Annotated in this window: 19 protein-coding genes; 9 read left to right on the top strand and 10 right to left on the bottom strand. The window is 41.3% G+C overall.

Annotation, left to right across the window (positions count from 1 at the left end):
- Positions 1–9 precede the first annotated feature (9 nt).
- Positions 10–1,506, top strand: a complete 1,497-nt coding sequence (zwf, locus tag H8744_RS16355) for a glucose-6-phosphate dehydrogenase (protein ID WP_262435871.1) — start codon at positions 10–12, stop codon at positions 1,504–1,506.
- Positions 1,503–2,216 (top strand): 6-phosphogluconolactonase, encoded by a 714-nt coding sequence (gene pgl / locus H8744_RS16350; RefSeq protein WP_262435870.1) that lies wholly within the window; start codon positions 1,503–1,505, stop codon positions 2,214–2,216. Before zwf ends, pgl begins: the two co-directional genes overlap by 4 nt.
- Positions 2,217–2,267: 51 nt before the next feature.
- Here pgl and H8744_RS16345 read toward each other — a convergent pair whose 3' ends face one another.
- Positions 2,268–2,483 carry a hypothetical protein gene (locus H8744_RS16345; protein ID WP_262435869.1) on the bottom strand — a complete coding sequence of 72 codons (216 nt, stop codon included), beginning with the start codon at positions 2,481–2,483 and terminating at the stop codon, positions 2,268–2,270.
- A gap of 380 nt (positions 2,484–2,863) precedes the next feature.
- On the opposite strand from H8744_RS16345, the gene H8744_RS16340 reads away from it, so the two are divergent.
- A complete protein-coding gene (locus tag H8744_RS16340; protein WP_262435868.1) occupies positions 2,864–3,241 on the top strand; it encodes a hypothetical protein in 378 nt (125 codons plus the stop codon).
- A 458-nt stretch (positions 3,242–3,699) separates the two neighbouring features.
- On the opposite strand, the gene H8744_RS16335 is transcribed toward H8744_RS16340, so the two are convergent.
- The 7 genes from H8744_RS16335 to H8744_RS16305 all read right to left on the bottom strand — a co-directional run bounded on the left by H8744_RS16335 (position 3,700) and on the right by H8744_RS16305 (position 12,066).
- On the bottom strand, positions 3,700–4,398 hold the full coding sequence (locus H8744_RS16335) for a LytR/AlgR family response regulator transcription factor (RefSeq protein WP_262435867.1): 699 nt from the start codon (positions 4,396–4,398) through the stop codon (positions 3,700–3,702).
- 89 nt (positions 4,399–4,487) lie between these two features.
- The gene (locus H8744_RS16330; protein ID WP_262435866.1) at positions 4,488–5,540 is read right to left on the bottom strand and encodes a sensor histidine kinase; all 1,053 of its coding nucleotides are present in this window, start codon (positions 5,538–5,540) and stop codon (positions 4,488–4,490) included.
- A gap of 36 nt (positions 5,541–5,576) precedes the next feature.
- Positions 5,577–6,797: an ABC transporter permease gene (locus H8744_RS16325; RefSeq protein WP_262435865.1), complete on the bottom strand. Its 1,221-nt coding sequence runs from the start codon at positions 6,795–6,797 to the stop codon at positions 5,577–5,579.
- A gap of 12 nt (positions 6,798–6,809) precedes the next feature.
- Positions 6,810–7,553 (bottom strand): ABC transporter ATP-binding protein, encoded by a 744-nt coding sequence (locus tag H8744_RS16320; protein WP_369411079.1) that lies wholly within the window; start codon positions 7,551–7,553, stop codon positions 6,810–6,812.
- A gap of 8 nt (positions 7,554–7,561) precedes the next feature.
- Complete coding sequence (locus H8744_RS16315) at positions 7,562–8,776, bottom strand: efflux RND transporter periplasmic adaptor subunit (protein WP_262435863.1); 1,215 nt, start codon at positions 8,774–8,776, stop codon at positions 7,562–7,564.
- Positions 8,777–9,154: 378 nt separating this feature from the next.
- Positions 9,155–10,519 (bottom strand): TolC family protein, encoded by a 1,365-nt coding sequence (locus H8744_RS16310; protein ID WP_262435862.1) that lies wholly within the window; start codon positions 10,517–10,519, stop codon positions 9,155–9,157.
- 170 nt (positions 10,520–10,689) lie between these two features.
- A complete protein-coding gene (locus H8744_RS16305) occupies positions 10,690–12,066 on the bottom strand; it encodes an MATE family efflux transporter (RefSeq protein WP_262435861.1) in 1,377 nt (458 codons plus the stop codon).
- A 127-nt stretch (positions 12,067–12,193) separates the two neighbouring features.
- On the opposite strand from H8744_RS16305, the gene H8744_RS16300 reads away from it, so the two are divergent.
- The 3 genes from H8744_RS16300 (at position 12,194) to H8744_RS16290 (ending at position 15,020) form a co-directional block, all read left to right on the top strand.
- Positions 12,194–12,841, top strand: coding sequence for an HAD family hydrolase (locus H8744_RS16300; RefSeq protein ID WP_262435860.1), 648 nt, complete (start codon positions 12,194–12,196; stop codon positions 12,839–12,841).
- A 197-nt stretch (positions 12,842–13,038) separates the two neighbouring features.
- Complete coding sequence (panB, locus tag H8744_RS16295; RefSeq protein ID WP_262435859.1) at positions 13,039–13,860, top strand: 3-methyl-2-oxobutanoate hydroxymethyltransferase; 822 nt, start codon at positions 13,039–13,041, stop codon at positions 13,858–13,860.
- Between the two features lie 5 nt (positions 13,861–13,865).
- Positions 13,866–15,020: an MFS transporter gene (locus H8744_RS16290; protein WP_262435858.1), complete on the top strand. Its 1,155-nt coding sequence runs from the start codon at positions 13,866–13,868 to the stop codon at positions 15,018–15,020.
- A gap of 47 nt (positions 15,021–15,067) precedes the next feature.
- Here the strand turns inward: H8744_RS16290 and H8744_RS16285 are convergent, their stop codons facing one another.
- A complete protein-coding gene (locus tag H8744_RS16285) occupies positions 15,068–15,430 on the bottom strand; it encodes a diacylglycerol kinase family protein (RefSeq protein WP_262435857.1) in 363 nt (120 codons plus the stop codon).
- 50 nt (positions 15,431–15,480) lie between these two features.
- Positions 15,481–17,697 carry a RelA/SpoT family protein gene (locus H8744_RS16280; protein ID WP_262435856.1) on the bottom strand — a complete coding sequence of 739 codons (2,217 nt, stop codon included), beginning with the start codon at positions 17,695–17,697 and terminating at the stop codon, positions 15,481–15,483.
- Between the two features lie 118 nt (positions 17,698–17,815).
- Between H8744_RS16280 and H8744_RS16275 the strand changes: the two genes are divergently transcribed.
- The 3 genes from H8744_RS16275 to atpD all read left to right on the top strand — a co-directional run bounded on the left by H8744_RS16275 (position 17,816) and on the right by atpD (position 22,858).
- A complete protein-coding gene (locus H8744_RS16275) occupies positions 17,816–19,333 on the top strand; it encodes a DUF4301 family protein (RefSeq protein ID WP_262435855.1) in 1,518 nt (505 codons plus the stop codon).
- A gap of 83 nt (positions 19,334–19,416) precedes the next feature.
- Positions 19,417–20,583, top strand: a complete 1,167-nt coding sequence (purT, locus tag H8744_RS16270) for a formate-dependent phosphoribosylglycinamide formyltransferase (RefSeq protein ID WP_262435854.1) — start codon at positions 19,417–19,419, stop codon at positions 20,581–20,583.
- Positions 20,584–21,337: 754 nt separating this feature from the next.
- The gene (gene atpD / locus H8744_RS16265) at positions 21,338–22,858 is read left to right on the top strand and encodes a F0F1 ATP synthase subunit beta (RefSeq protein ID WP_262435853.1); all 1,521 of its coding nucleotides are present in this window, start codon (positions 21,338–21,340) and stop codon (positions 22,856–22,858) included.
- The last annotated feature ends 3 nt before the right edge of the window (positions 22,859–22,861 follow it).

The raw sequence follows: 22,861 nt of genomic DNA, 5'->3' as shown, positions 1-22,861 counted from the left end.
TCAAAAACAATGGATAAGTTTGTAATGATAATCTTCGGTGCTTCAGGTGATCTCACTAAGCGGAAACTGATGCCTGCATTATATTCTTTATATAAAGACAAGCGTTTGAAGGGAGATTTTTTTATAATAGGTGTAGGGCGTACGGTATATACCGATACGGATTACCGCGCTTATATCTATTCGGAATTAGAGAAATTCGTGAAACCGGAAGATCAGGATAAGGAATGGATGGATGCATTTACACAACATCTTTACTACCTTCCGATCGATCCTGCGGTGGAAGCCGGCTATGTCCGTTTACGTGAACGTTTGGAAGAACTGACCGGAGAAAAAGAACCGGATAATCTGTTATTCTATTTGGCCACCCCTCCATCTTTGTACGGAGTAATTCCTTTGCATATCAAAAAAGCTCATTTGAATCGTGGCCATGCCCGTATCATTGTTGAAAAACCCTTTGGATACGATTTGGAATCCGCAAGAGAATTGAATCGAATCTACGCATCGGTTTTTGGTGAGCATCAGATATATCGTATCGATCATTTTTTAGGTAAAGAAACGGCTCAGAATATATTGGCTTTCCGTTTTGCCAATGGGATCTTCGAACCGTTATGGAATCGCAATTATATTGATTATATCGAAATAACCGCTGTTGAGAATTTAGGCATAGAAGATAGAGGTGGTTTTTATGATTCGACCGGTGCGCTGAGGGATATGGTACAAAATCATTTGATCCAGTTGGTCGCATTGACTGCTATGGAACCTCCCGCAGTTTTCAATGCCGATACCTTCCGTGATGAAGTAGTGAAGGTCTATGAATCGTTGACACCACTAAAAGAAGTCGATTTTGAAGAACATATTGTTCGAGGTCAATATACTGCTTCTGGTAATAAAAAGGGGTATCGTGAGGAGAAAAATGTGAGCCCTGAATCACGTACCGAGACTTACATTGCCATGAAATTGGGCATTAGTAATTGGCGGTGGAGCGGTGTACCGTTCTATATCCGTACCGGTAAGCAAATGCCGACGAAAGTAACGGAGATTGTCGTTCATTTCCGCGAAACTCCCCATCAGATGTTCCATTGTGAAGGAGGTCATTGCCCTCGTGCCAATAAGCTTATTTTGCGTCTCCAGCCCAACGAAGGCATTGTGTTGAAGATCGGAATGAAAGTTCCGGGTGCCGGATTCGAAGTGAAACAAGTGACGATGGAATTCAGTTACAATCAACTCGGGGGAGTACCTATCGGTGATGCCTATGCTCGCTTGATAGACGATTGTATCCAGGGTGATCCGACGCTGTTCACGCGTAGTGATGCGGTAGATGCTTCCTGGCGCTTTTTCGATCCTGTTCTTCGATATTGGAAAGATCATCCTGATGCACCGCTTTATGGTTATCCTGCCGGTACATGGGGGCCTCTCGAAAGTGAAGCCATGATGCACGAACATGGTGCAGAGTGGACTAATCCTTGTAAAAATTTAACAAACACAGACCAATATTGTGAGTTATGAATACTTTAATTTATCCATCGTCCATTGAGACGGCACGTGCATTGATTCTTCATCTTGTTAAATCTATGACGGATGAACCCGATAAAACTTTCAATATCGCTTTTAGTGGTGGCGCTACTCCTGCGCTGATGTTCGATTTGTGGGCGAATGAATATAGAGATATTACTCCTTGGACGCGGATGAAAGTTTATTTTGTCGATGAACGATGTGTACCACCAGAAAATTCCGATAGTAATTATGGCATGATTCGTTCATTGCTATTAGGTGTGGTTCCTATTCCCTACGAAAATGTATTTCGTATAAAAGGGGAAGTTAAACCGGAGAAAGAGGCTATTCGTTATTCAAAGCTTGTTGAAAAGCAAGTTCCTTCAGAAAATGGATGTCCGGTATTTGATTTTATTTTGTTGGGTGCAGGAGACGATGGACATACATCATCTATTTTTCCAGGACAAGAGAATTTATTATCCTCGGATCATATGTATGAAGTTAGTCTAAATCCGCATAATGGACAAAGACGGATTGCTATGACAGGTACTCCAATAATAAATGCCAAGCAAGTCATATTTCTGATAACAGGCAGAAATAAGTCAGAGGTAGTAGAAGAAATTTGCACTTCAGGAGATACAAGTCCTGCCGCATATATAGCTCATCACGCCAAGCAGGTAGATTTATTTTTAGATAGTCATGCGGCTTCAAAAATAAAAATATAAAGTTTAATGACAGGGGGCTAATAAAAAGCCCCTTGTTTGATAAGGATAGCATTATTCTTCCTCTATTTTTTCTACACAATATTCCCCTTGCTTATTTTTGTGACAATAGCAAACATAATAGTCGGGATTATTTACTTTATCTTTTATGCTTTGAGGCAACTCGATCTCTTTGGTTTTCCTATTAATGGCAACCAAAGCAATTATAATTCCTTCTTTCTGACATTTATCAATAAGAAGTTGATTTAAATTTACTTCTTTTTCGTCCATTTCATATCATATATAATAGTGGTGCAAAGTTACTGATATATTAACTAAAATAATACAGTTGAGGTGATATTTTTGTAATAATCTCTCATTTAGTAGAAAATAATAACGGCCTGCTGTCTTCACAGATGGCCTGCCGTACAAAAAGTTTAAGTTTATATTAAAACAATTATTTAGTTAAAAAGGTTCTTGTTTTGAGGATATTATTAGTTTTATATGTCTATTTCTTAAGCATTGATTTAGTACTTCCATTATAATATAGATAATGGACATATTGTTAATTCAAAGCGGACTGCCAATCATATAATAAAGTATTTAGCTTTCCATAAGTTCAAGATGCTACCATTGTATGTTCTTTTTTATTTGATATGTATTGTTTGTTCATGAAATTTTTTCATGCTTCCGTCAAACACAATTGTTCTTATTTCTTTGGTTTGCTAGCTTCGCATCGTAGGTTTGCAGAAATTAATTATGGGCGGGTTCCGAAAAGCCAGGAAAAGAGTAGGAAAGAAATAAATAATATTATGACTGATTATAGAGAATATCACGTAGCGTTGACTGATGTAACCTCTAATGCCTTTTTAGGGAATTACACAATTTCGACATTTACAAATGAAGGGGCTATAGAGGGAGCTATCATTGAAGCCGGTCGAGCACAAAGTGGACATTCGTTTAGTGCAAAGATTTATTACGACCTTCCAAACGGATTACATTCACCTGTGCAAACTGTAACTAAAAACACTCTTACTCCTATTCCTTAAAAGGTTTTGAGGAGGAAAGATTGATTAATCAATGATCGAATTGAGGGCAGTCTGAAAAGCTGCCTTCTTATTTAGCTTTCTTCACTTCAATAGTACTTACCAATTTTTTATTCTTGAACTCGTTAACTGAATCTATGACTATATCGGTAGTTATATGACGTGTATCTCAGTTATAGGAAATTGCAATTCTTACTTTATCTTGTCCGTTTGATAGGATTTTTGTTGGTATGATAGTTATTTGTGAATAGCTAGAAATCAGCAAATAAAAAAGGGCTTCATGATCCTCCTCTGAGGTAGAAGCCCTTCAACACAAAAACTAAACTAGACTTAACTAAACTATTCTATTCTCTTAGAGTTTCACAACTCCTTTCTGTTCGCAACAAAGATATGTTATAATTACCAGTTTTGCAAATATAAATAGACAAATCTGGACTTTTTATCGATAAATCAGTCGATTTTTAGCTTCTTTCGTCAAGAAATGTCTGAAAAGATGTTTTGTAACTATCGCTGATCGGAATATATGTCTTTTCAAAAACAATGCGTCCACGATCAATAATGCGTATTTTATCTTTCTGAACAATGAATGAACGGTGTACACGCATGAATCGAGAGGGGGGAAGTAGTTCCTCCATCGATTTCATGCTCATCAGTGAAAGTATAGGTTTAGGCTGGTCTTCTGTATATATTTTGATATAATCTTTTAATCCTTCAATGTAGAGAATCTTTCTTAATTCTACCTGGACGAGCTTATAATCACTTTTCACAAAAATGCTTTCAATTTCTTCAGGCTTTTGTACGAGTTCGAACCATTGCAGTGCTTTGTTGGCTGCTTGCAAGAAATCAATGTAAGATATAGGTTTCAATAGGTAATCGAGTGCATTTACTCGGTAACTGTCTATGGCATATTGATCGAAAGCGGTGGTGAAGATGATCCGCGTATGCTTATCGACCATTTTGGAAAATTCCAATCCGTTAAGTTCAGGCATCTGGATATCAAGAAAGAGTAAGTCTATATTCTTTCCTGTGATCTCTTTCATGGCATGGACTGCACTGGAATATTTGCCTATTAATGATAAAAATGGAGTTTTATGAACATAGCTTTCAAGCAAGTCAAGAGCTAAAGGTTCATCGTCAACGATGGCGCAATTGAGTATCATAGAAATTATTATTGATGATTAGTGACTGGTATCTAATGACAAGTGATAAAAAATGTATCTTGATGTCATTTAATTTTAGCCTTTTGCTACTAGATACTGATCACTAATTTGGATGAATATTCTTTTTTGTCTTCACTTATTTTACGTTCCCATTTGTATCGCCCCGGATATATAAGTGCCAGCCGTTTGCTTACCTGTTCCAAACCAATTCCCGAGCCACTTTTGTCCGTTTCGGCTTTGGGGTGATAGCTGTTTGTTATCTCACATTTTACTTCTCCGTTAGTTTCCGAGAAAACAATCCGGATGAAGCTTGGTTCAGTAGGGGAGATGCCATGCTTGAATGCATTTTCTATGAGAGAGATGAAGATGAGCGGGGCAATCTCCGTCCGGTTGTCCGGGTCGATGTTTATATACGTCTCAACTTTCACATTGGATGAAAGGCGAATACGCATCAGTTCGATATAATTACGGATGAAATCCATTTCTTTACCTAAGGAAACATAGGTTTGCTGATTGTCGTAAAGGACGTGGCGAAGAAGCTTACTAAGTTCTTGTACGGCCATTTGGGCTTTATCCGAATCGAAGGCAATTAAAGCATAGATATTGTTCAGCGTATTGAGTAAGAAATGAGGATTCAATTGATTTCGCAGGTTTTTCAATTCAGCTTCCGTACGATTTCTTTCCGCTTCTCTACGGGCATTTTCAATCTGTCCCCAGCGGGTACTCATCTTGATTGCAGCCGCCAAACCGATTGTCAACACCATTGAAAACATGTCACGAACAAAAAATATCCACCCGGGCGGTATATTCTTGGGTGGTTTTACGGGATTATGATTAGAAAACACGAAACTTTGCCATAGGTGAAGCCCACCGCTCATCAGGATGATCAGTGCTAAATTTAGCAACAGATATTCCCGGAGCCGTTCATTAAATAAATAACGGGGAATGAGGATGAAATAATTAAGATAAAATACAATAAGGAAGGAGAGGGGGACACCTACGTGGCGCAGATATCCCATCCAATCAATTGATTCTCCTCCCCGGTTGATAAAAAAGAATGGGAATCCGAATACTATACCCCAACCTATAACGTGGGTTGAGACTTCTGTGAAACGTGTACGGCTATTGATAATTGTTTTCATGCACGCAAAGATAGTTGTTTTAGTGATTTAATCACATTATTCGTATCGTATAGCTTCGATTGGATCCAAGTCGGCCGCTTTCTTTGCAGGGTACCAACCAAAAAATACTCCGGTAACTGTACATACGGCAAATGATAAGAATACACTCCAGGGTTGGATAAAGATAGGCCAGTGAGCCACGCTTTTCACAATCCAACTTGCGCCACAACCGATGATGACTCCAATGATACCACCGGTGATACTGATGAGGATGGCTTCGATCAGAAATTGGCTGAGAATGTCGATGCCACGGGCACCAACCGACATGCGAAGTCCGATTTCGCGTGTACGTTCTGTAACGGACACATACATAATATTCATGATTCCTATTCCGCCTACTACCAGAGATATGCCTGCGATACAAGCAAGTAATGTAGTCATCAGGTCTGTAGTGGAATTAAGCATCGTACTCAGTTCTTGTTGGCTACGAATGGTGAAATCATCTTCATCGGTATCTTTTAATTTATGTTCACGACGTAAGATAGTGGTTATCTCATCGGTTGCATAGTCTGTCATATCTTCCGATATAGCGGAAGCGTAGATACCTTGCAGGTAGGTTACCGCTAATAAGCGTTTCATAACTGTGGTATAAGGTGCCAGTACGATATCGTCCTGATCCATGCCCATTGAGTTATATCCTTTAGATTTCAATACACCTACGACACGGAAAGGTATTTTGCTAAAGCGGATCACCTTGCCTACAGGATCACTTCCGTCCGGAAAGAGATTATCGACAATGGTTTTACCTATGACACAAACTTTGGCCGAACTTTGAATATCGGCTTCAGTAAACATTTCACCATTATCTACCGATAATTGTCGAATCTTCAGATAATCAAGACCTACTCCGTTCACAGAGGAGGGGTAGTTGTTGTTACCATTCACAAGCTGCCCCGACGAGGAAACATTCGGACTGATCCCGGACAGATAGTTTGTTTCTTCACACAGCTTTTCATAGTTTTCCAACTTCAACGTCTGCATTTCCGAGGGATCACGTCTCACACCGCCTCGCATATCGCCTCCGGGATGGATCATGATCATGTTCGAACCCATTTCGGATATCTGAGCTTGGATACTTTTCTTCGAGCCTTGTCCGATAGCCAGCATGGTGATAACCGAAGCTACGCCTATGATGATACCCAGCATCGTCAGGAATGCCCGCAGTTTGTTGTTGGCGAGTGCCCGTAGAGCTATTTTAAATAAGTTGGTTCCGTTCATGATAGTAATGTTTTAATCTTCATCATTTTTTGGTAATGCGGCCAGTCCTTCCTTGGCAGAAAGTATATGAGAGTTGATAGTATCTTCGATCACATGGCCGTCACGTAAACGGATATTGCGACTACTATATTGCGCCAGTTCAGGGTTGTGTGTAACGAAGATAATGGTACGTCCTTCTGCATGTAATTTCTGGAAAAGTACTAAAATTTCGAATGAAGTACGTGTGTCAAGATTTCCGGTTGCTTCGTCTGCCAGAATCACGGCCGGGTTATTGACCAATGCACGGGCAATGGCTACACGTTGCATCTGTCCACCGGACATTTGGTTCGATTTGTGTTCCAGCCGATCACCCAGCCCTACGGCTTGCAGAGCTTCAATGGCACGTTGGCGACGTTCGGATGCACTGACGGAAGCATTGTACATCAATGGTAGTTCCACGTTTTCTATTGCCGTCGTTTTAGGTAGAAGATTATAGCTTTGGAACACGAATCCGATTTTTCTGTTACGCAGAATCGCACGTTGAGACTTACTCATTGCTCGTACCGAAATGCCATCCAGCAGGTACTCTCCGCTGGTAGGTGTGTCGAGGCAACCCAGCGTATTCAGGAGTGTCGATTTTCCTGATCCGGAAGTTCCCATGATTGTGACAAACTCGCCTTCATTGATGGTAAAAGAAATGCCACGCAATGCATGTACAGTTTCTTCTCCCACCTGAAAGTTACGTTTGATATTATGCAATTCTATTACTTTCTTTATCATGATACTTACTTTTTCTTGTTACTTCCCGGAGGGCCCGGCATGAAAGGACTTTTTTCCGAATTTGCATTCATCTCCGGTTGTCCATTAGCAGATGAATTACCAATATTCGCTTCACTGATAACCTGGATACCTTCCGTAATTCCACTGATGATTTCAGTTTTCATACCATTACTGATGCCAATTGTTACCGGATGTGCCGTGAACGTATTACCTTCTTTAGTCCATACTTTATGAGTTCCTTCACAATCATTTACGATGTCTTCCTTTTCTATAAGCGGAATTTCAGGAGTGAAGCGTAATGCCCGCGAAGGTACGCTAAGGACACCTTGCTTGTCCAGTGTGAAAATGGTTACATTGGCTGTCAAACGAGGTTTCAGTTTTAAATCGGGATTCTGGGCTGAAATAACAACTTCATATGTAATTACGCTTGTGCTTGAAGTTGTGGATGTCGTGCTGGTACTTGTAGAGCCGAGACGGATTTGAGTGACTTTGCCTTCGAATGTATCGTTCGGATAAGCATCTACCGTAAAACTCACTCGTTGCCCTTCTTCTACACCACCTATATCTGCTTCGTCTACATCGGCAACTACTTGCATTTGTGTCAGGTCGGCAGCTATGGTGAACAGAGTGGGAGTTTCGAATCCGGCAGCTACTGTTTGTCCTTCTTCTACTGCACGATCTATGACTACTCCATCAATCGGAGAGGTAATGGTAGCATACGATAGGTTACGTTCTGCTTTTGCCAGAGCCGCTTTGCTACTATCAAACAGGCTTTTCGATTTTTCATAATTATACAGTGCTTGTTCATAATCCGTATCACTGATCAGCGCCTTTTCATGAAGCCCCCGGCTACGTTCGTAGTTCTTTTTTTGGTATTCGTATTCGGCTTTGTTTCCGTCATAGGTGGCTTTGGCTGATGCCAATTCACTTTGGAGGGTTATTTTGTCCATTTCGGCAATCAACTGTCCTTTGGTAACGACCGAGTTATAGTCTGCGTACAATTTATCGATGATACCTGATACTTGTGTACCGACTTCTACTTCCGTTACCGGTTCAATGGTACCTGTAGCTGTTACGGAATTGGAAATATCGCTTTTTTCAACGGGGACAGTGACATAGGAGATTTTATGCCGGATCGTAGAACCACTGAAGATCCATACTGACACTCCTGCGATCACTATCAGGGCGATACCGATAAGGATGATTTTCTTCTTATTCATATTATTTATTGGTTAGTTATTTAGTGATAAGTGATTTATATTAGAGTCTATGAGATTAGATTTATTCTCATAATAGCTACAATACTGCATTGCCTTTGCAGTAATGTTGCATTGCTTTTGCAGTGATGCTGTATCGCCTTTGCAGTGGCGCTGCATTGCTTTTGCATTGACGCTGTATTGCTTTTGCGGCATCGTTGCAAAGCTCTTACAGTAAAACGGTAATACTTCTTCAATTGCATAAGGTAAATGCATCAGCGTTGAATACAAATCTATATTATAATAACTCTATTGTAATCAGTAAATTAATGGTAAGGAATAGAAGTGATTAGTGAATCAGTCATTAATTCATTAGCTATGAGATCCGCTAATCACTATAGTTTATTCGCTAATCACAATCTTCTCTCCTTCATAAAATTTGAGTAACTGAGTGTTCAATATAGCCATGTATTTACTTTGGAGCATTTCCTGTTGAGCGCTCAACAAATTATTCTTTTCTGTCAAAAGTTCAACAGTGTTTTTCATACCCAAGTTAAATTGTTCACTAATCAGCTCATAGCTGATAGATGTACTACGTAGTTTTTCTTGAGCAGCGGCAAAACGTTGTTGGGCACTGTTGGCATCGAGCCAAAGTCCTTCTATGGTTTTATAAAGAGTCTTTTGTTCGTCCAAAAGATCGAGCATGCTTGTTTTATGCTGAAGTTTTGCCTTCTGTACGGCACTCTTCGTCTGTCGGTTATTAAAGATAGGCACACTGACAGACAATCCTAATGAATTATTCCATCCGTTTTTCACTTGTTGAGCGAAAGTAAAGTCAGAGCCACTGGTATTATTTGTTCCGATTCCGGCACTCAGACTTATGCTGGGCATGTATCCGGCACGAGCAATATTAATACCCAACTCAGAAGATTGCACATTTAATTTGCTGGATTCTATTTCCGGTCGCAAAGCAAGGGCTGAGTGATAAACATCTGCTTTGCTTGGTAAGGGAGAGAGTACTTTACTATCGTCCAATGTGGGCAGATAGAGATTCATCTCTTCTTCTCCGTCTAATTCAAGAAGTTGCTTGAGTTGAAGTTTATAGTCTTGTAATGTTGCTTGTGCAGTGACTAATTGGTAACGATCCGTACTGACTTGTGCTTCCAATTGTGCCTGATCAGCTTTTGAAATACTTCCTGCCGATAGCAATTCCCTTCCGCGATCGCGTTGTGCTTCGCTTACGGCCAGTGTGTTCTCGTTTACCTTAACTGATTCGGCTGCATAAAGAATCTGAATGTAAGTTTGGGTAATGCTTTCTTCCATACTGTTTTCCGACGTAGCCACCTCAAGTTCGGCTACCCGGTTGTTTAATTTCTCTTGTTTTATAGTCTTAAGACGTTTGTTTCCATTATAGACGGTCCACTGGGCGTTAAGTCCGTAGTTACCATTATAGCTTGTTTTACTACTACTTCTCAGCACCTCGCTACCGCTAATGAAGCTGCTTGATTCTTGGTATGGGCGATTGACTACATTCTGGCTGGTAGAGAAAGAAAGGCTGGGGAAGAGTGCTGCTTTGGCAGTCTTTACATCTATGGCACTACTTTCAGCATTAATGCGGTTCTTGCGTAAAGTAATATTTTGCTCAAGTGCATAATCGATGCAATCTTGTAACGTCCACTGGACAGGTTGCTCTTCTTGTGCATGCAATCCATAACTCAGACTGCTGAAACAGAGTGTTATTACGGTCAATCTTTTTACGTTTATCATAACTGTTTGCAATATTATTTCTGATTTAATACATGCAAAGTTAGATACCTATATTACATATTACAAAAATGATAGACGTAAGGGGAAGTTTCAACGCTGAATGGGAAAAATCTGCCGATTAGTGCAATAACATATTCAGACTATCGGATTCTTTATGTCAAGAATGATATTTATCGCAGTTCGTAGTCAGTCTTGGTAGAGTTTTCTTTGGTTACTTTTTTAATATAAATCATTAAACTGATAACAGCTGTAATAAATGCAAGTCCATCAGATACGGGCATACTCATCCAGATCCCTTCCAGTCCATACCATCCGGGAAATAACAGGAGGCAAGGCAAAAGGTATACTAACTGCCGTGATAAGGAAAGAAAGATGCTTACTTTGGCTTTGCCTATGCTTTGGAAGAAACTTGAAATCACGATTTGAGCGCCTACCAATGGGAACATTAATATGCAAATTCTGAGTCCGGATGCTGCCATGTTAATCAGTTCTTCGTTGTTCGTAAATATGGCGGATACGGTATGCGGAACGATTTCGCAAATAAGGAAACCACTGCTTGTGATCAAAACACCAACCAAGATACCTAAACGGAGGGTCTGTTTTACGCGATCGTGTTTTTGCGCACCGTAATTGTATCCGATGATGGGTTGCATTCCCATTGTGAGTCCCATTACAATCATTACGTAAAGCATTAACAGGCGATTCATAATACCATAAGCACCGATTGCCAAGTCACCTCCATATTTCTGTAGGCTATTATTGATAATGATGACAATTACACAGGCAGTTACGTTCATGGCGAACGGTGACATGCCTATGGAAAATATACTACCGATAATACGCTTTTTCAATCTCCAGAAACCATGTGTGAAATGAACAAAACTGTCTTTGTTGCGGAAATGTTGTACTACCCATACCATACCGATGAATTGTGATAAAACAGTTGCCATAGCGGCTCCCCGGATACCCCAATGGAAATGGAATATAAAGATCGGAGCGATAATGATATTGGCAATTACAGTTACCATAGAAGTCAACATGGCTTTCTTTGGATATCCGGTTGCTCGCATCACATTATTCAAACCTATCATAGTGTAGGTGATAGGGGTGCCTAACAGAACCACTTGCATAAAATCCCTTGCGTAAGGTAAAGTATCGGGACTGGCACCGAAGAAATCGAGTATCGGGTCGAGAAAAAGGAAAGCTATTCCTCCAAATATCACAGAATTGATAAGACATAACATGAGCGTATTCCCCAAAACAGCAGTTGCTCCGTCAAGATCTTTCTGCCCCAGACGGATAGAAGAAATCGTGGCACCACCGGCAGAGATCAATACACAAAAAGCTACTACCAGATTCATTAAAGGAAAAGTAATGGCAAGACCGGAAATGGCCATTGCGCCTACACCATGTCCAATAAAAATGCTGTCGATGATGTTGTAAAGCGAAGTTATGGTCATTCCTATAATGGCAGGAATAGAATATTGCAGCAAAAGTTTGCCTATTTTTTCAGTTCCTAATATTCTTGGGTCGGTCTGTTGTGCCATACGGTAGGTCGTTACATATTTTTAAGTGGTGCAAAGTTATAAAATATTTGTCTGATCGGGCGATTATTCGGAACTTTGCACTCGTATTAATACAAGGTTTAACGTTTTAAGGTAAAAGAATGTTTATATGAATGTAACAAATACGATTGCTGCACTGTTTGATTTTGACGGTGTAATAATGGATACAGAGTCGCAGTATACGATTTTTTGGAATGAACAAGGAAGTAAATATCTGCATTTGGATAATTTTGGAGCTGGTATCAAAGGACAGACTTTGACACAAATCTATGACAAATATTTTCCATGCATGTTAGGGGTACAGGAGCAAATAACCCGTGATCTCAATCGGTTCGAAAAGGATATGTCGTATGAATATCTTTCCGGGATACAAAAGTTCCTTGCCGATCTTCGTTATCATGGGGTGAAAATAGCTCTTGTTACAAGTTCAAATGAAGAGAAGATGGAAAATGTATATCGCACGCACCCTGAATTTAAAGCACAATTCGATCGTATTCTGACGGGGGAAATGTTTAGACGTTCTAAGCCGGCACCGGATTGTTATCTGTTGGGAATGGAGATATTTGGAGTTACCCCGGCAAATAGTTTTGTTTTTGAAGATTCCTTTCATGGTTTGCAGGCAGGACGTTCATCCGGTGCAACAGTGATAGGTGTGGCAACGACAAATACACGTGAAGCAATCATTGATAAGGCAGATATCGTCATAGACGACTTTGATGGGATGACTTATGACAAAATGCTTGAAATACGGAGGTAAGGCGATTTAAGTTGTTTAGAATCGTGTGTTTTACTTTTCGGTGATAGGTAGCTTCTTTCTTGCGGAGGAAGAACATTCATATCAGTAATGAAGGTTGCACTCGTCGATGCCGGGCAAATTCCTCCTTTTTTTCTTGTCCGTTATGGATTAAAAGTTATACCTTTGCGCCCAATTTAATTATTCAAAAAGTAAAGAATATGGCTGGTTATATATCAGATGATACAAGAAAAGTGACTACACATCGCCTGGTTGAAATGAAACAAAGAGGCGAAAAGATATCTATGTTGACTTCCTACGATTACACCATGGCACAGATTGTAGACGGTGCCGGTATTGATGTAATTCTGGTAGGTGATTCCGCTTCCAACGTGATGGCTGGTAATGTGACTACGCTTCCTATTACGCTCGACCAGATGATATATCATGGAAAATCGGTGGTACGTGGGGTTAAACGCGCCATGGTAGTGGTCGATATGCCGTTCGGTTCATACCAGGGAAATGAAATGGAAGGTCTTGCTTCCGCCATCCGTATCATGAAGGAAAGTCATGCCGATGCGCTGAAACTGGAAGGCGGTGAAGAAATCATTGATACTGTGAAACGAATTCTGAGTGCAGGCATACCCATTATGGGACACCTTGGATTGATGCCGCAGTCGATCAATAAATACGGTACCTATACGGTTCGTGCCAAAGATGATGCCGAAGCCGATAAGTTGCTTCGCGATGCACATTTACTGGAAGAAGCCGGTTGTTTTGCATTGGTGCTTGAGAAGATTCCCGCTACCTTGGCTGCCCGTGTGGCAAGCGAACTGACCATTCCGGTAATCGGTATCGGTGCAGGAGGGAATGTGGACGGTCAGGTGTTGGTGATTCAGGATATGCTGGGTATGAACAATGGCTTCCGTCCGCGTTTTCTACGTCGTTATGCAGACTTGTATACGGTGATGAACGATGCAATCAGCCGTTATGTTTCAGATGTGAAGAATAATTTCTTCCCCAATGAAAAAGAACAATATTAACCTATATGGCAAACAATTTATGGACAATTCATTTTATGCGGATATGTATTGCTAATTTGCTGTTGTTCATATCCTTGTATATGCTGTTCCCAATCGTTCCGATAGAGATGGCGGATCGCTTGGGTGTGCCGGTGTCCATGACCGGGGCAATGTTCCTGTTGCTTACCGTAGGCATGTATGTCATCGGGCCTTTTCATGCTTATCTGGTGGATGCTTATAAACGGAAATATATCTGTGCTTTCTCGTTTGCGGTGATGCTGGCTGCTACGGCAGGATACGCTTTTGTTAATGATCTGACACAGTTGTCGTTACTTTGCCTTGTACAGGGAATTGCTTTTGGCATGGCTACCACGGCAGGGATAACATTAGCCATTGATATTACCAATTCTAATCTCCGCAGTTTAGGGAATGTTGCTTTTTCATGGGCGGCTCGTTTAGGTATGCTGGTGGGGATTGCTTCGGGAGTTTGGCTGTATCAATCCTATCCTTTTAAAACGTTGCTGTATGTTTCGGTTGTGGTCGGACTCTTTGGGATACTGTCGGTCTTAAGGGTATATGTGCCTTTCCGGGCACCTATGGTCACAAAGCTCTGTTCCTTTGACCGCTTCTTTCTTCCGCGTGGATGGTTGCCGGCTATCAATCTGATAATGATTGCTTTTATTCCGGGGTTAATGCTTCCGGTGTTTCACTATTCGTTGAGTATGGTGTACATCGGGGAGTTGGAAATTCCTTTTTTTGCCATCGTGGGGATTGGATTTTTGTTTGCTGTCCTGCTTGCCAGGCTGCTCTTTCATGGGGAAAGGACATTAGGGGTGATTGTATCGGGATTAGGCTTGATGATACTTTCCTGTATCCTGTTGCAGGAGGTTCCTTCCGGAATTACAGCTGTGTTATTAGGACTTGGATTAGGACTGGTCACTCCGGAGTTCCTGCTTATATTCATTAAGCTTTCACAACACTGTCAGCGTGGTACAGCCAATACGACCCATCTTTTGGCATGGGAAACGGGAATTACGCTCGGGCTTGCGGCTGCATGTTACTTAAGCGTGGAATCTTCCATCGAGTCTATTTATCACATAGGGCGTATCGTAGCCCCTATGGCATTACTTTTCTTTGTGCTAATCACATATCCTTATTATAAAAAGAAAAGGGTAAGATAGTGTGGATAAGTTGACAACTTGTCAACTTGTCCCTGTGTCACCCCCCCCTATATTATATAAGGTATGAAAATAATTAATCCCACGATTGCTGCTGCAATGGCACATATAAGTACTGCGCCTGCTGCAATGTCTTTAACTTCACCGGCAATGGGGTGCCATTCCGGTGAAACAAGATTGACAAGTCGTTCGATGGCTGTATTGAATGCTTCTGCGGCAATAACCATCCCGATACAAATAACAATGACTATCCATTCGGATCTTTGTATATTAAAAATAATTCCTGCGATAACAGCCAATAATGCTGCCGTCAGATGAATCCAGACATTGTGTTCCTGACAAACAAAGCTTTTGATTCCTTTCCACGCATAGGTGAAACTTTTGATTCGTTTTCTGATGCTAAATGGTTCCATGGGTATGTTCAGGTCATTTATAAATGAATAGGCGGGTGCCCGTATTTTTCTTAATTCCTGCTAACTTGTTTTACACCTTTCACAGTCCTCAGTTTCTTTATCAATGCTTCCAATTTCCCTGTATCGCCCACCATGATGGTTAACATGCCTGAGAAAAGTCCGTCGTGCGAATCTATGCCGATAGACCGTAGTGTGATGTCATTTTCTTTGGATATGATCGAGGTGATATTGGTCACGATACCAATATCGTCATGTCCCACAACACGAAGTGTAATGGGATATTGGGTGCCTTGCGATTTTCCCGCCCAGCGTGCTTTTACAATCCGGTAGCCGAAACGTTCTCTCATCTGGTCGGCGTTGGGACAATCAGTCCGGTGAATTTTGATTCCTCCCGAAACGGTCACGAAGCCAAATACATCATCACCATATATCGGATTACAGCATCTTGCCAGTTTGAATTCAATGCCCTTCAGGTTTTGGTCTATGACGAGTACGTCTTCTTTACCGGTCGTTTCTTCTATCTGGTTCTGTAGATTATAACCTTCCGCACTTCGGTAGATGATTTCATCTTTCGTATCATTATCCTTTTTCTGTTGTTCAATGTATTTGTCAAGCAGATCATTGATGTCCAATGTCTCGTCAGCGATTGCCTGATAAAATTCGGTAACTACTTTATAGCCCATCCGTTTGATCAACCTCATCATGACCGCCTCATCATATTCCATCTTCCGGTTTCTGAATTTTCGTTCTAAGGTCTCTTTGGCAAAATCATGCTGTCGTCCTGCCATCTCTTTTAGGGCCTGACGAATTTTGGTACGGGCTTTTGAGGTCGTGACTATGTTCAACCAGTCTTGTTTCGGAGTCTGCGTGTTCGATGTCATGATTTCAACCTGGTCGCCACTGTTCAGTTTTTGCTTCAACTGCACATTTTTCCCATTGACTTTTGCTCCGATGCACTTGCAACCTAATTTGCTGTGTATATGGAATGCGAAGTCAAGTACGGTAGCTCCTTTGGCTAATTTGAACAAATCTCCTTTGGGAGTGAAGACGAATACTTCATCTTCGTACAAGTCCATCTTGAACTGATCCATTACTTTCATGGAATCATTATCCGGATTCTCAAGTGCTTCCCGAACTGAAGTCAGCCATTCGTCCAGACCAGATTCTCCCTTTACACCTTTGTATCGCCAGTGGGCGGCTAATCCGCGTTCGGCAATCTCGTCCATGCGGCGGGTGCGTATTTGGACTTCCACCCATTTCCCTTCCGGTCCCATCACTGTGATATGAAGCGATTCATATCCGTTGCTTTTAGGTATGGAGAGCCAGTCGCGGAGGCGTTTCGGATTGGGTTGGTACATGTCTGTCACGATGGAGTACACCTGCCAGCATTCTTGTTTCTCCTTCTCCGGTTCCGAGTCAATGATGATCCGGATGGCAAATAGGTCGTAGATACCTTCAAAGGATGTTTTCTGCTTTTGAATCTTATTCCAGATGGAGTGTATGGACTTGGTACGTCCCTTAATGTCAAAATGCAGTCCGGCTTCTGCTACCTTTTTCTTGATCGGTTCGATGAAGGCTGCAATATATTTATCCCGGGAGGCTTTTGTCTCGTTCAACTTATCTTTTATGAAGTAGTAAGTGTCCCGTTTGGAATATTTCAGAGACAAGTCTTCGAGTTCCGACTTCAATTTATACAATCCCAGCTTGTGTGCAAGGGGAGCATATAGGTAAGCCGCTTCATTAGCCACTTTCAAGCGGTCTTCTGCATTCTCGGAATTCTTTATCTGGCGCATCACATTTACCCGGTCGGCAATCATAATCAGGATTACGCGCATGTCTTCGGCAAACGAGAGAAGTAAATTGCGGAAGTTCTCCGATTCGATGGCCGGGCTTTTGGCATACAGTTCATTGGTCTTTACCAACCCGGTGATGATGCTCGAAACGTCTTCGCCAAACTCTTTTTGAACGGTTTCGGTTGTAATGACGTTGTTTTTTACGATTTCGTGAAGCATGATGCCTATCAGGCACGATCCTTTCATGCCTATTTCTTCGGCTACGATGACTGCCGTTTGCAAATCTCTTATGACGGGGTTCATACCAAAATTATTACGCGGCAGATTATTGCATTGCGCAGCGTAAATAAGGTATTTCTTTAATTTCCGGATATTTTCTTTTGTAATACTGTCTCCGGCAGAGCGTATCAGTCTTTTGTATAAGGCGAATAGCTCAACTTTTTCTTTATCGTTGAAAAATGAAATCTCCTCCATAGTTTTTTCTGCTATTTGGTACTTTTCGAATGTAAAAGTAGTTTTTTTTGTTTAGTTGAAGGGCATAAGTGAATAACATTTTGTATTTTTGGGCATCAATTAATAAAAATAGATACGTATGATAACACCACAAGACAAAGAGTTGCTTGCCAAGAAAGGCATTACAGAAGCACAAATAGCTGAGCAACTGGCCTGTTTTCAAAAAGGTTTTCCTTTCTTGAAGTTGGATGCTGCTGCATCTGTTGACAAAGGAATCCTGGTCCCTGATGCTGCTGAAATGAAAGCATCTCTCGATGCATGGGATGCCTATATGAATTCGGGTAAGACCGTAGTGAAGTTTGTTCCGGCTTCGGGAGCTGCCAGCCGTATGTTTAAGAATCTCTTTGAATTTTTGGGAGCTGATTATGATGCGCCTGCTACAAAGTTTGAACATGCTTTCTTCGAGGGTATGAATAATTTTGCTTTTTACGATGATCTGAATGTAGCTTGCCAGCGTACCGCAGGGAATGATATAGCCGGATTGATCGCCACAGGAAACTATAAGGCGGTGGTTGCCGCTTTATTGGAAGAAGCCGGATTGAATTATGGTGCATTGCCCAAAGGCTTGCTTAAGTTCCATAAGTATGAAGAGGGTGCGCGTACTCCGTTGGAGGAACATCTTGCGGAAGGTGCCCTGTATGCAGCGGGGAAGAGTGGCAAAGTGAACGTACACTTTACCGTATCTGCCGAGCATCGTGAGCTGTTCAAAGTATTGGTGGCGGAAAAGGCGGGTGAGTTCGCTAAACGTTATGGCGTTGATTATAACATTACGTTCTCCGAACAAAAGCCGAGTACTGACACGATTGCTGCCGATATGAACAATGAACCGTTCCGTGATAATGGCAAATTATTGTTCCGTCCGGGCGGTCATGGAGCTTTGATCGAAAATCTGAATGATCTTGATGCTGATATCATCTTTATCAAGAATATTGATAATGTGGTTCCTGATAGGTTGAAAGAGGATACGGTACTTTATAAAAAGCTGATTGCCGGTATATTGGTCAGTCTGCAAAAACAAGCTTTTGAATATCTTGAGTTATTGGACAGTGGCAAATATACTCATGAACAGGTGATGGAAATTCTGCAATTCGTTCAGAAAAAACTTTTCTGTAAGAATCCTGAAACGAAGAACTTGGAAGATGCCGAACTGGTCATTTATCTAAAGAATAAACTAAACCGGCCTATGCGCGTATGCGGTATGGTGAAGAATGTCGGTGAACCGGGTGGGGGACCGTTCCTTGCCTATAATAATGACGGTACCATCTCATTGCAGATTTTGGAAAGTTCGCAGATCGATATGGATGATCCTGCCAAGAAAGAGATGTTTGAGAAAGGCACTCATTTCAATCCGGTAGACCTCGTATGTGCCGTGCGTGATTATAAAGGTCACAAATTCGATCTTGTGAAATACGTTGATAAAGCAACCGGCTTTATCTCTTACAAGTCGAAGAATGGCAAAGACCTCAAGGCTTTGGAACTTCCGGGATTATGGAACGGGGCGATGAGTGATTGGAACACTGTGTTTGTAGAAGTGCCTCTTTCTACATTTAACCCGGTAAAGACGGTGAATGACTTACTGCGTGAACAACATCAGTAATTGTATAAAGAAGGATGCACCGGATTTTTTTAAGCAAGAAAATAGTACCTTTGCGGTCATAATTTTATCAAAACAATGCAATCATGAAGAAAATACTTTTGCTCGGATCGGGTGAGTTAGGAAAAGAATTTGTTATATCTGCCCAACGTAAAGGACAACATATCATTGCTTGTGATTCATATGCCCATGCACCTGCCATGCAGGTTGCCGATGAATATGAGATATTCAATATGCTCGATGGCGAAGCGTTGGAACGTGTGGTGCGTAAACACCAGCCGGATATCATCGTGCCAGAGATTGAAGCCATCCGTACGGAACGTTTGTACGATTTTGAGAAAGAAGGAATTCAGGTAGTGCCGAGTGCGCGTGCCGTCAACTTCACTATGAACCGGAAAGCCATCCGTGATCTGGCAGCTAAAGAACTTGGATTGAAAACAGCCAGCTATTTCTATGCTAAATCACTGGACGAACTGAAAGATGCCGCTGCCAAAATAGGTTTTCCATGTGTGGTGAAACCTTTGATGTCTTCTTCCGGTAAGGGGCAGTCATTGGTGAAGAATGCAGACGAACTGGAACATGCATGGGAATACGGATGCAGTGGCAGCCGGGGAGATATCCGTGAACTGATAATCGAGGAATTTATTAAGTTCGATAGTGAGATCACATTGCTTACTGTCACTCAAAAAAACGGACCGACCTTGTTCTGCCCTCCCATTGGTCATGTGCAGAAGGGTGGGGATTATCGTGAGAGTTTTCAGCCTGCCCACATTGATCCGGCACATTTGAAAGAGGCACAGGAGATGGCGGAGAAAGTAACCCGTGCTTTAACAGGTGCTGGTTTGTGGGGAGTAGAATTCTTCCTAAGCCATGAAAACGGAGTTTATTTTTCCGAACTGTCCCCCCGTCCACACGATACGGGTATGGTGACTTTGGCAGGTACACAAAACCTGAATGAGTTTGAATTACACCTCCGTGCCGTGCTTGGTTTGCCGATTCCATGTATCAAACAGGAAAGGATAGGGGCGAGTGCCGTGATTCTTTCACCTGTTGCCAGTCAGGAACGTCCGCAATATAGGGGATTGGAAGAGGTTACGAGAGAAGAGGATACCTATCTGCGTATTTTCGGCAAGCCGTTTACACGGGTCAATCGCCGCATGGGAGTCGTACTTTGCTATGCCCCTTTAGGCTCCGATTTGGATGCGTTGCGTGATAAAACAAAACGTATTGCTGAAAAAGTGGAAGTATTTTAAGAGATAACAAGAGATCGTATTCTTATATTCTAAAGTACGTATTTAACGCTGTGTTAAGTACGTACTTTTTGTTTGTGAAAGTACATACTTTTATTAATATATGAAACACTGCTTCTCATATATTGAAAGATACCTTTTCATATATTGATAGGTATCTCCCGATCGTACGTAATTGAACGATAGAAAGAATGTATGATATATTTTAAAATATCTACTTATTCTCGTTTTTTATAGTCTATATCTTTCAGTTCTATTAAGATGTTTTTTTATTTGCAATAATTAATACTATTGCCTTGATTGTTATGACTTTGTTCTAAAATTCCTGAGAAATGTTCATATAAGGATAGCTGTATTGTCTCCGAACATGAAACCCGTTGTCCCTTTTACTTTTTCTTTTGCAATCTAACTGATTGATCTCTTTTATGAAATTTGAAAACTATATTTTGTTGTAACGTTTTTCTGTTAAACTGAAAGATTAATTGTAGTTTTGTTGGTAAAGTGAACTTTTCTCTGTGAAAGATGGACTATTTGTAGCAATTTTAGGACTAATGAATGTTATCTAAATCCAAAAAATAGCAAATGAGAATAATGAATCGTTATTGTTTTTACATTTGCAAAGTTGTTTGTTTAACTACTTATGTTAATGGTAAGTGAACAAAACAATAATTGGAGCGTTATTTTAATAGTAAAGTTGGTAAAAACGCGGCTTACTATACTACGTTAAGTTTGAAAATAATATATAAAATGATTGCTTATGTCACAGATTATCGGACATATTTCTCAGGTTATCGGCCCTGTCGTTGATGTATATTTTGAAGGTGCAGATGCTGAATTGATCTTACCAAGTATACATGATGCACTGGAAATAAAAAGGGCGAATGGCAAAATCCTGATTGTAGAAGTACAACAACACATTGGTGAAAACACGGTGAGAACCGTTGCGATGGATAGTACTGATGGATTACAGCGTGGTATGAAGGTATATCCGACAGGTGGTCCGATTACCATGCCTGTAGGTGAGCAAATCAAAGGTAGATTGATGAATGTTGTCGGTGACTCCATAGATGGCATGAAAGAACTCAGTCGTGAAGGAGCTTATTCTATTCACCGCGATCCCCCTAAATTTGAAGATTTGACTACTGTACAAGAAGTGCTTTATACCGGTATTAAAGTGATCGATTTGCTGGAACCCTATTCAAAGGGAGGTAAGATCGGTCTTTTTGGTGGTGCTGGTGTTGGTAAGACGGTACTTATACAGGAGTTAATCAATAATATAGCTAAAAAACATAATGGCTTTTCTGTTTTTGCCGGAGTGGGAGAACGTACCCGTGAAGGTAATGACTTGCTTCGCGAAATGATTGAATCGGGAGTTATCCGCTATGGCGAAGCTTTTAAGAAAGGAATGGAGGAAGGAGATTGGGATCTTTCCAAGGTCGATTATGATGAATTGGAAAAATCTCAGGTATCTTTGGTGTTCGGTCAGATGAACGAGCCACCGGGTGCGCGTGCTTCGGTTGCCCTTTCGGGTTTGACGGTAGCAGAATCTTTCCGGGATATGCATACGAAAGATGACAGTCCGCGGGATATTCTATTCTTTATTGATAATATCTTCCGTTTTACGCAAGCCGGTTCCGAAGTTTCGGCATTGTTGGGGCGTATGCCTTCGGCAGTGGGTTATCAGCCTACCTTGGCTACCGAAATGGGAGCTATGCAGGAGCGCATTACTTCCACCCGTTATGGCTCTATTACTTCTGTGCAAGCGGTATATGTGCCTGCCGATGACTTGACTGACCCGGCACCTGCCACTACGTTTACCCATTTGGATGCCACTACGGTTTTGGATCGTAAAATCACAGAATTAGGTATTTATCCGGCAGTTGACCCGTTGGCTTCCACTTCACGTATTCTTGACCCCCATATTGTAGGACAGGAACATTATGAAGTTGCCCAGAGAGTAAAACAGATTCTTCAACGCAATAAAGAATTACAAGATATCATCTCTATCTTAGGTATGGAAGAGCTTTCGGATGAGGACCGTACGATTGTAAACCGTGCCCGTCGTGTGCAAAGGTTCCTTTCACAACCTTTTGCGGTTGCCGAACAGTTTACAGGCGTACCGGGAGTGATGGTTTCGATAGATGATACGATCAAAGGCTTCCGAATGATTCTGGATGGTGACGTGGACGATCTTCCCGAACAAGCTTTCCTGAATGTAGGTACGATTGAAGAAGCTATTGAAAAAGGTAAAAAATTGCTTGAACAAGCTAAAGATTAGAAA

The sequence above is a fragment of the Jilunia laotingensis genome (assembly GCF_014385165.1).
GTDB lineage: Bacteria > Bacteroidota > Bacteroidia > Bacteroidales > Bacteroidaceae > Bacteroides > Bacteroides laotingensis.
This window is presented reverse-complemented; position numbering and strand designations above follow the sequence as displayed.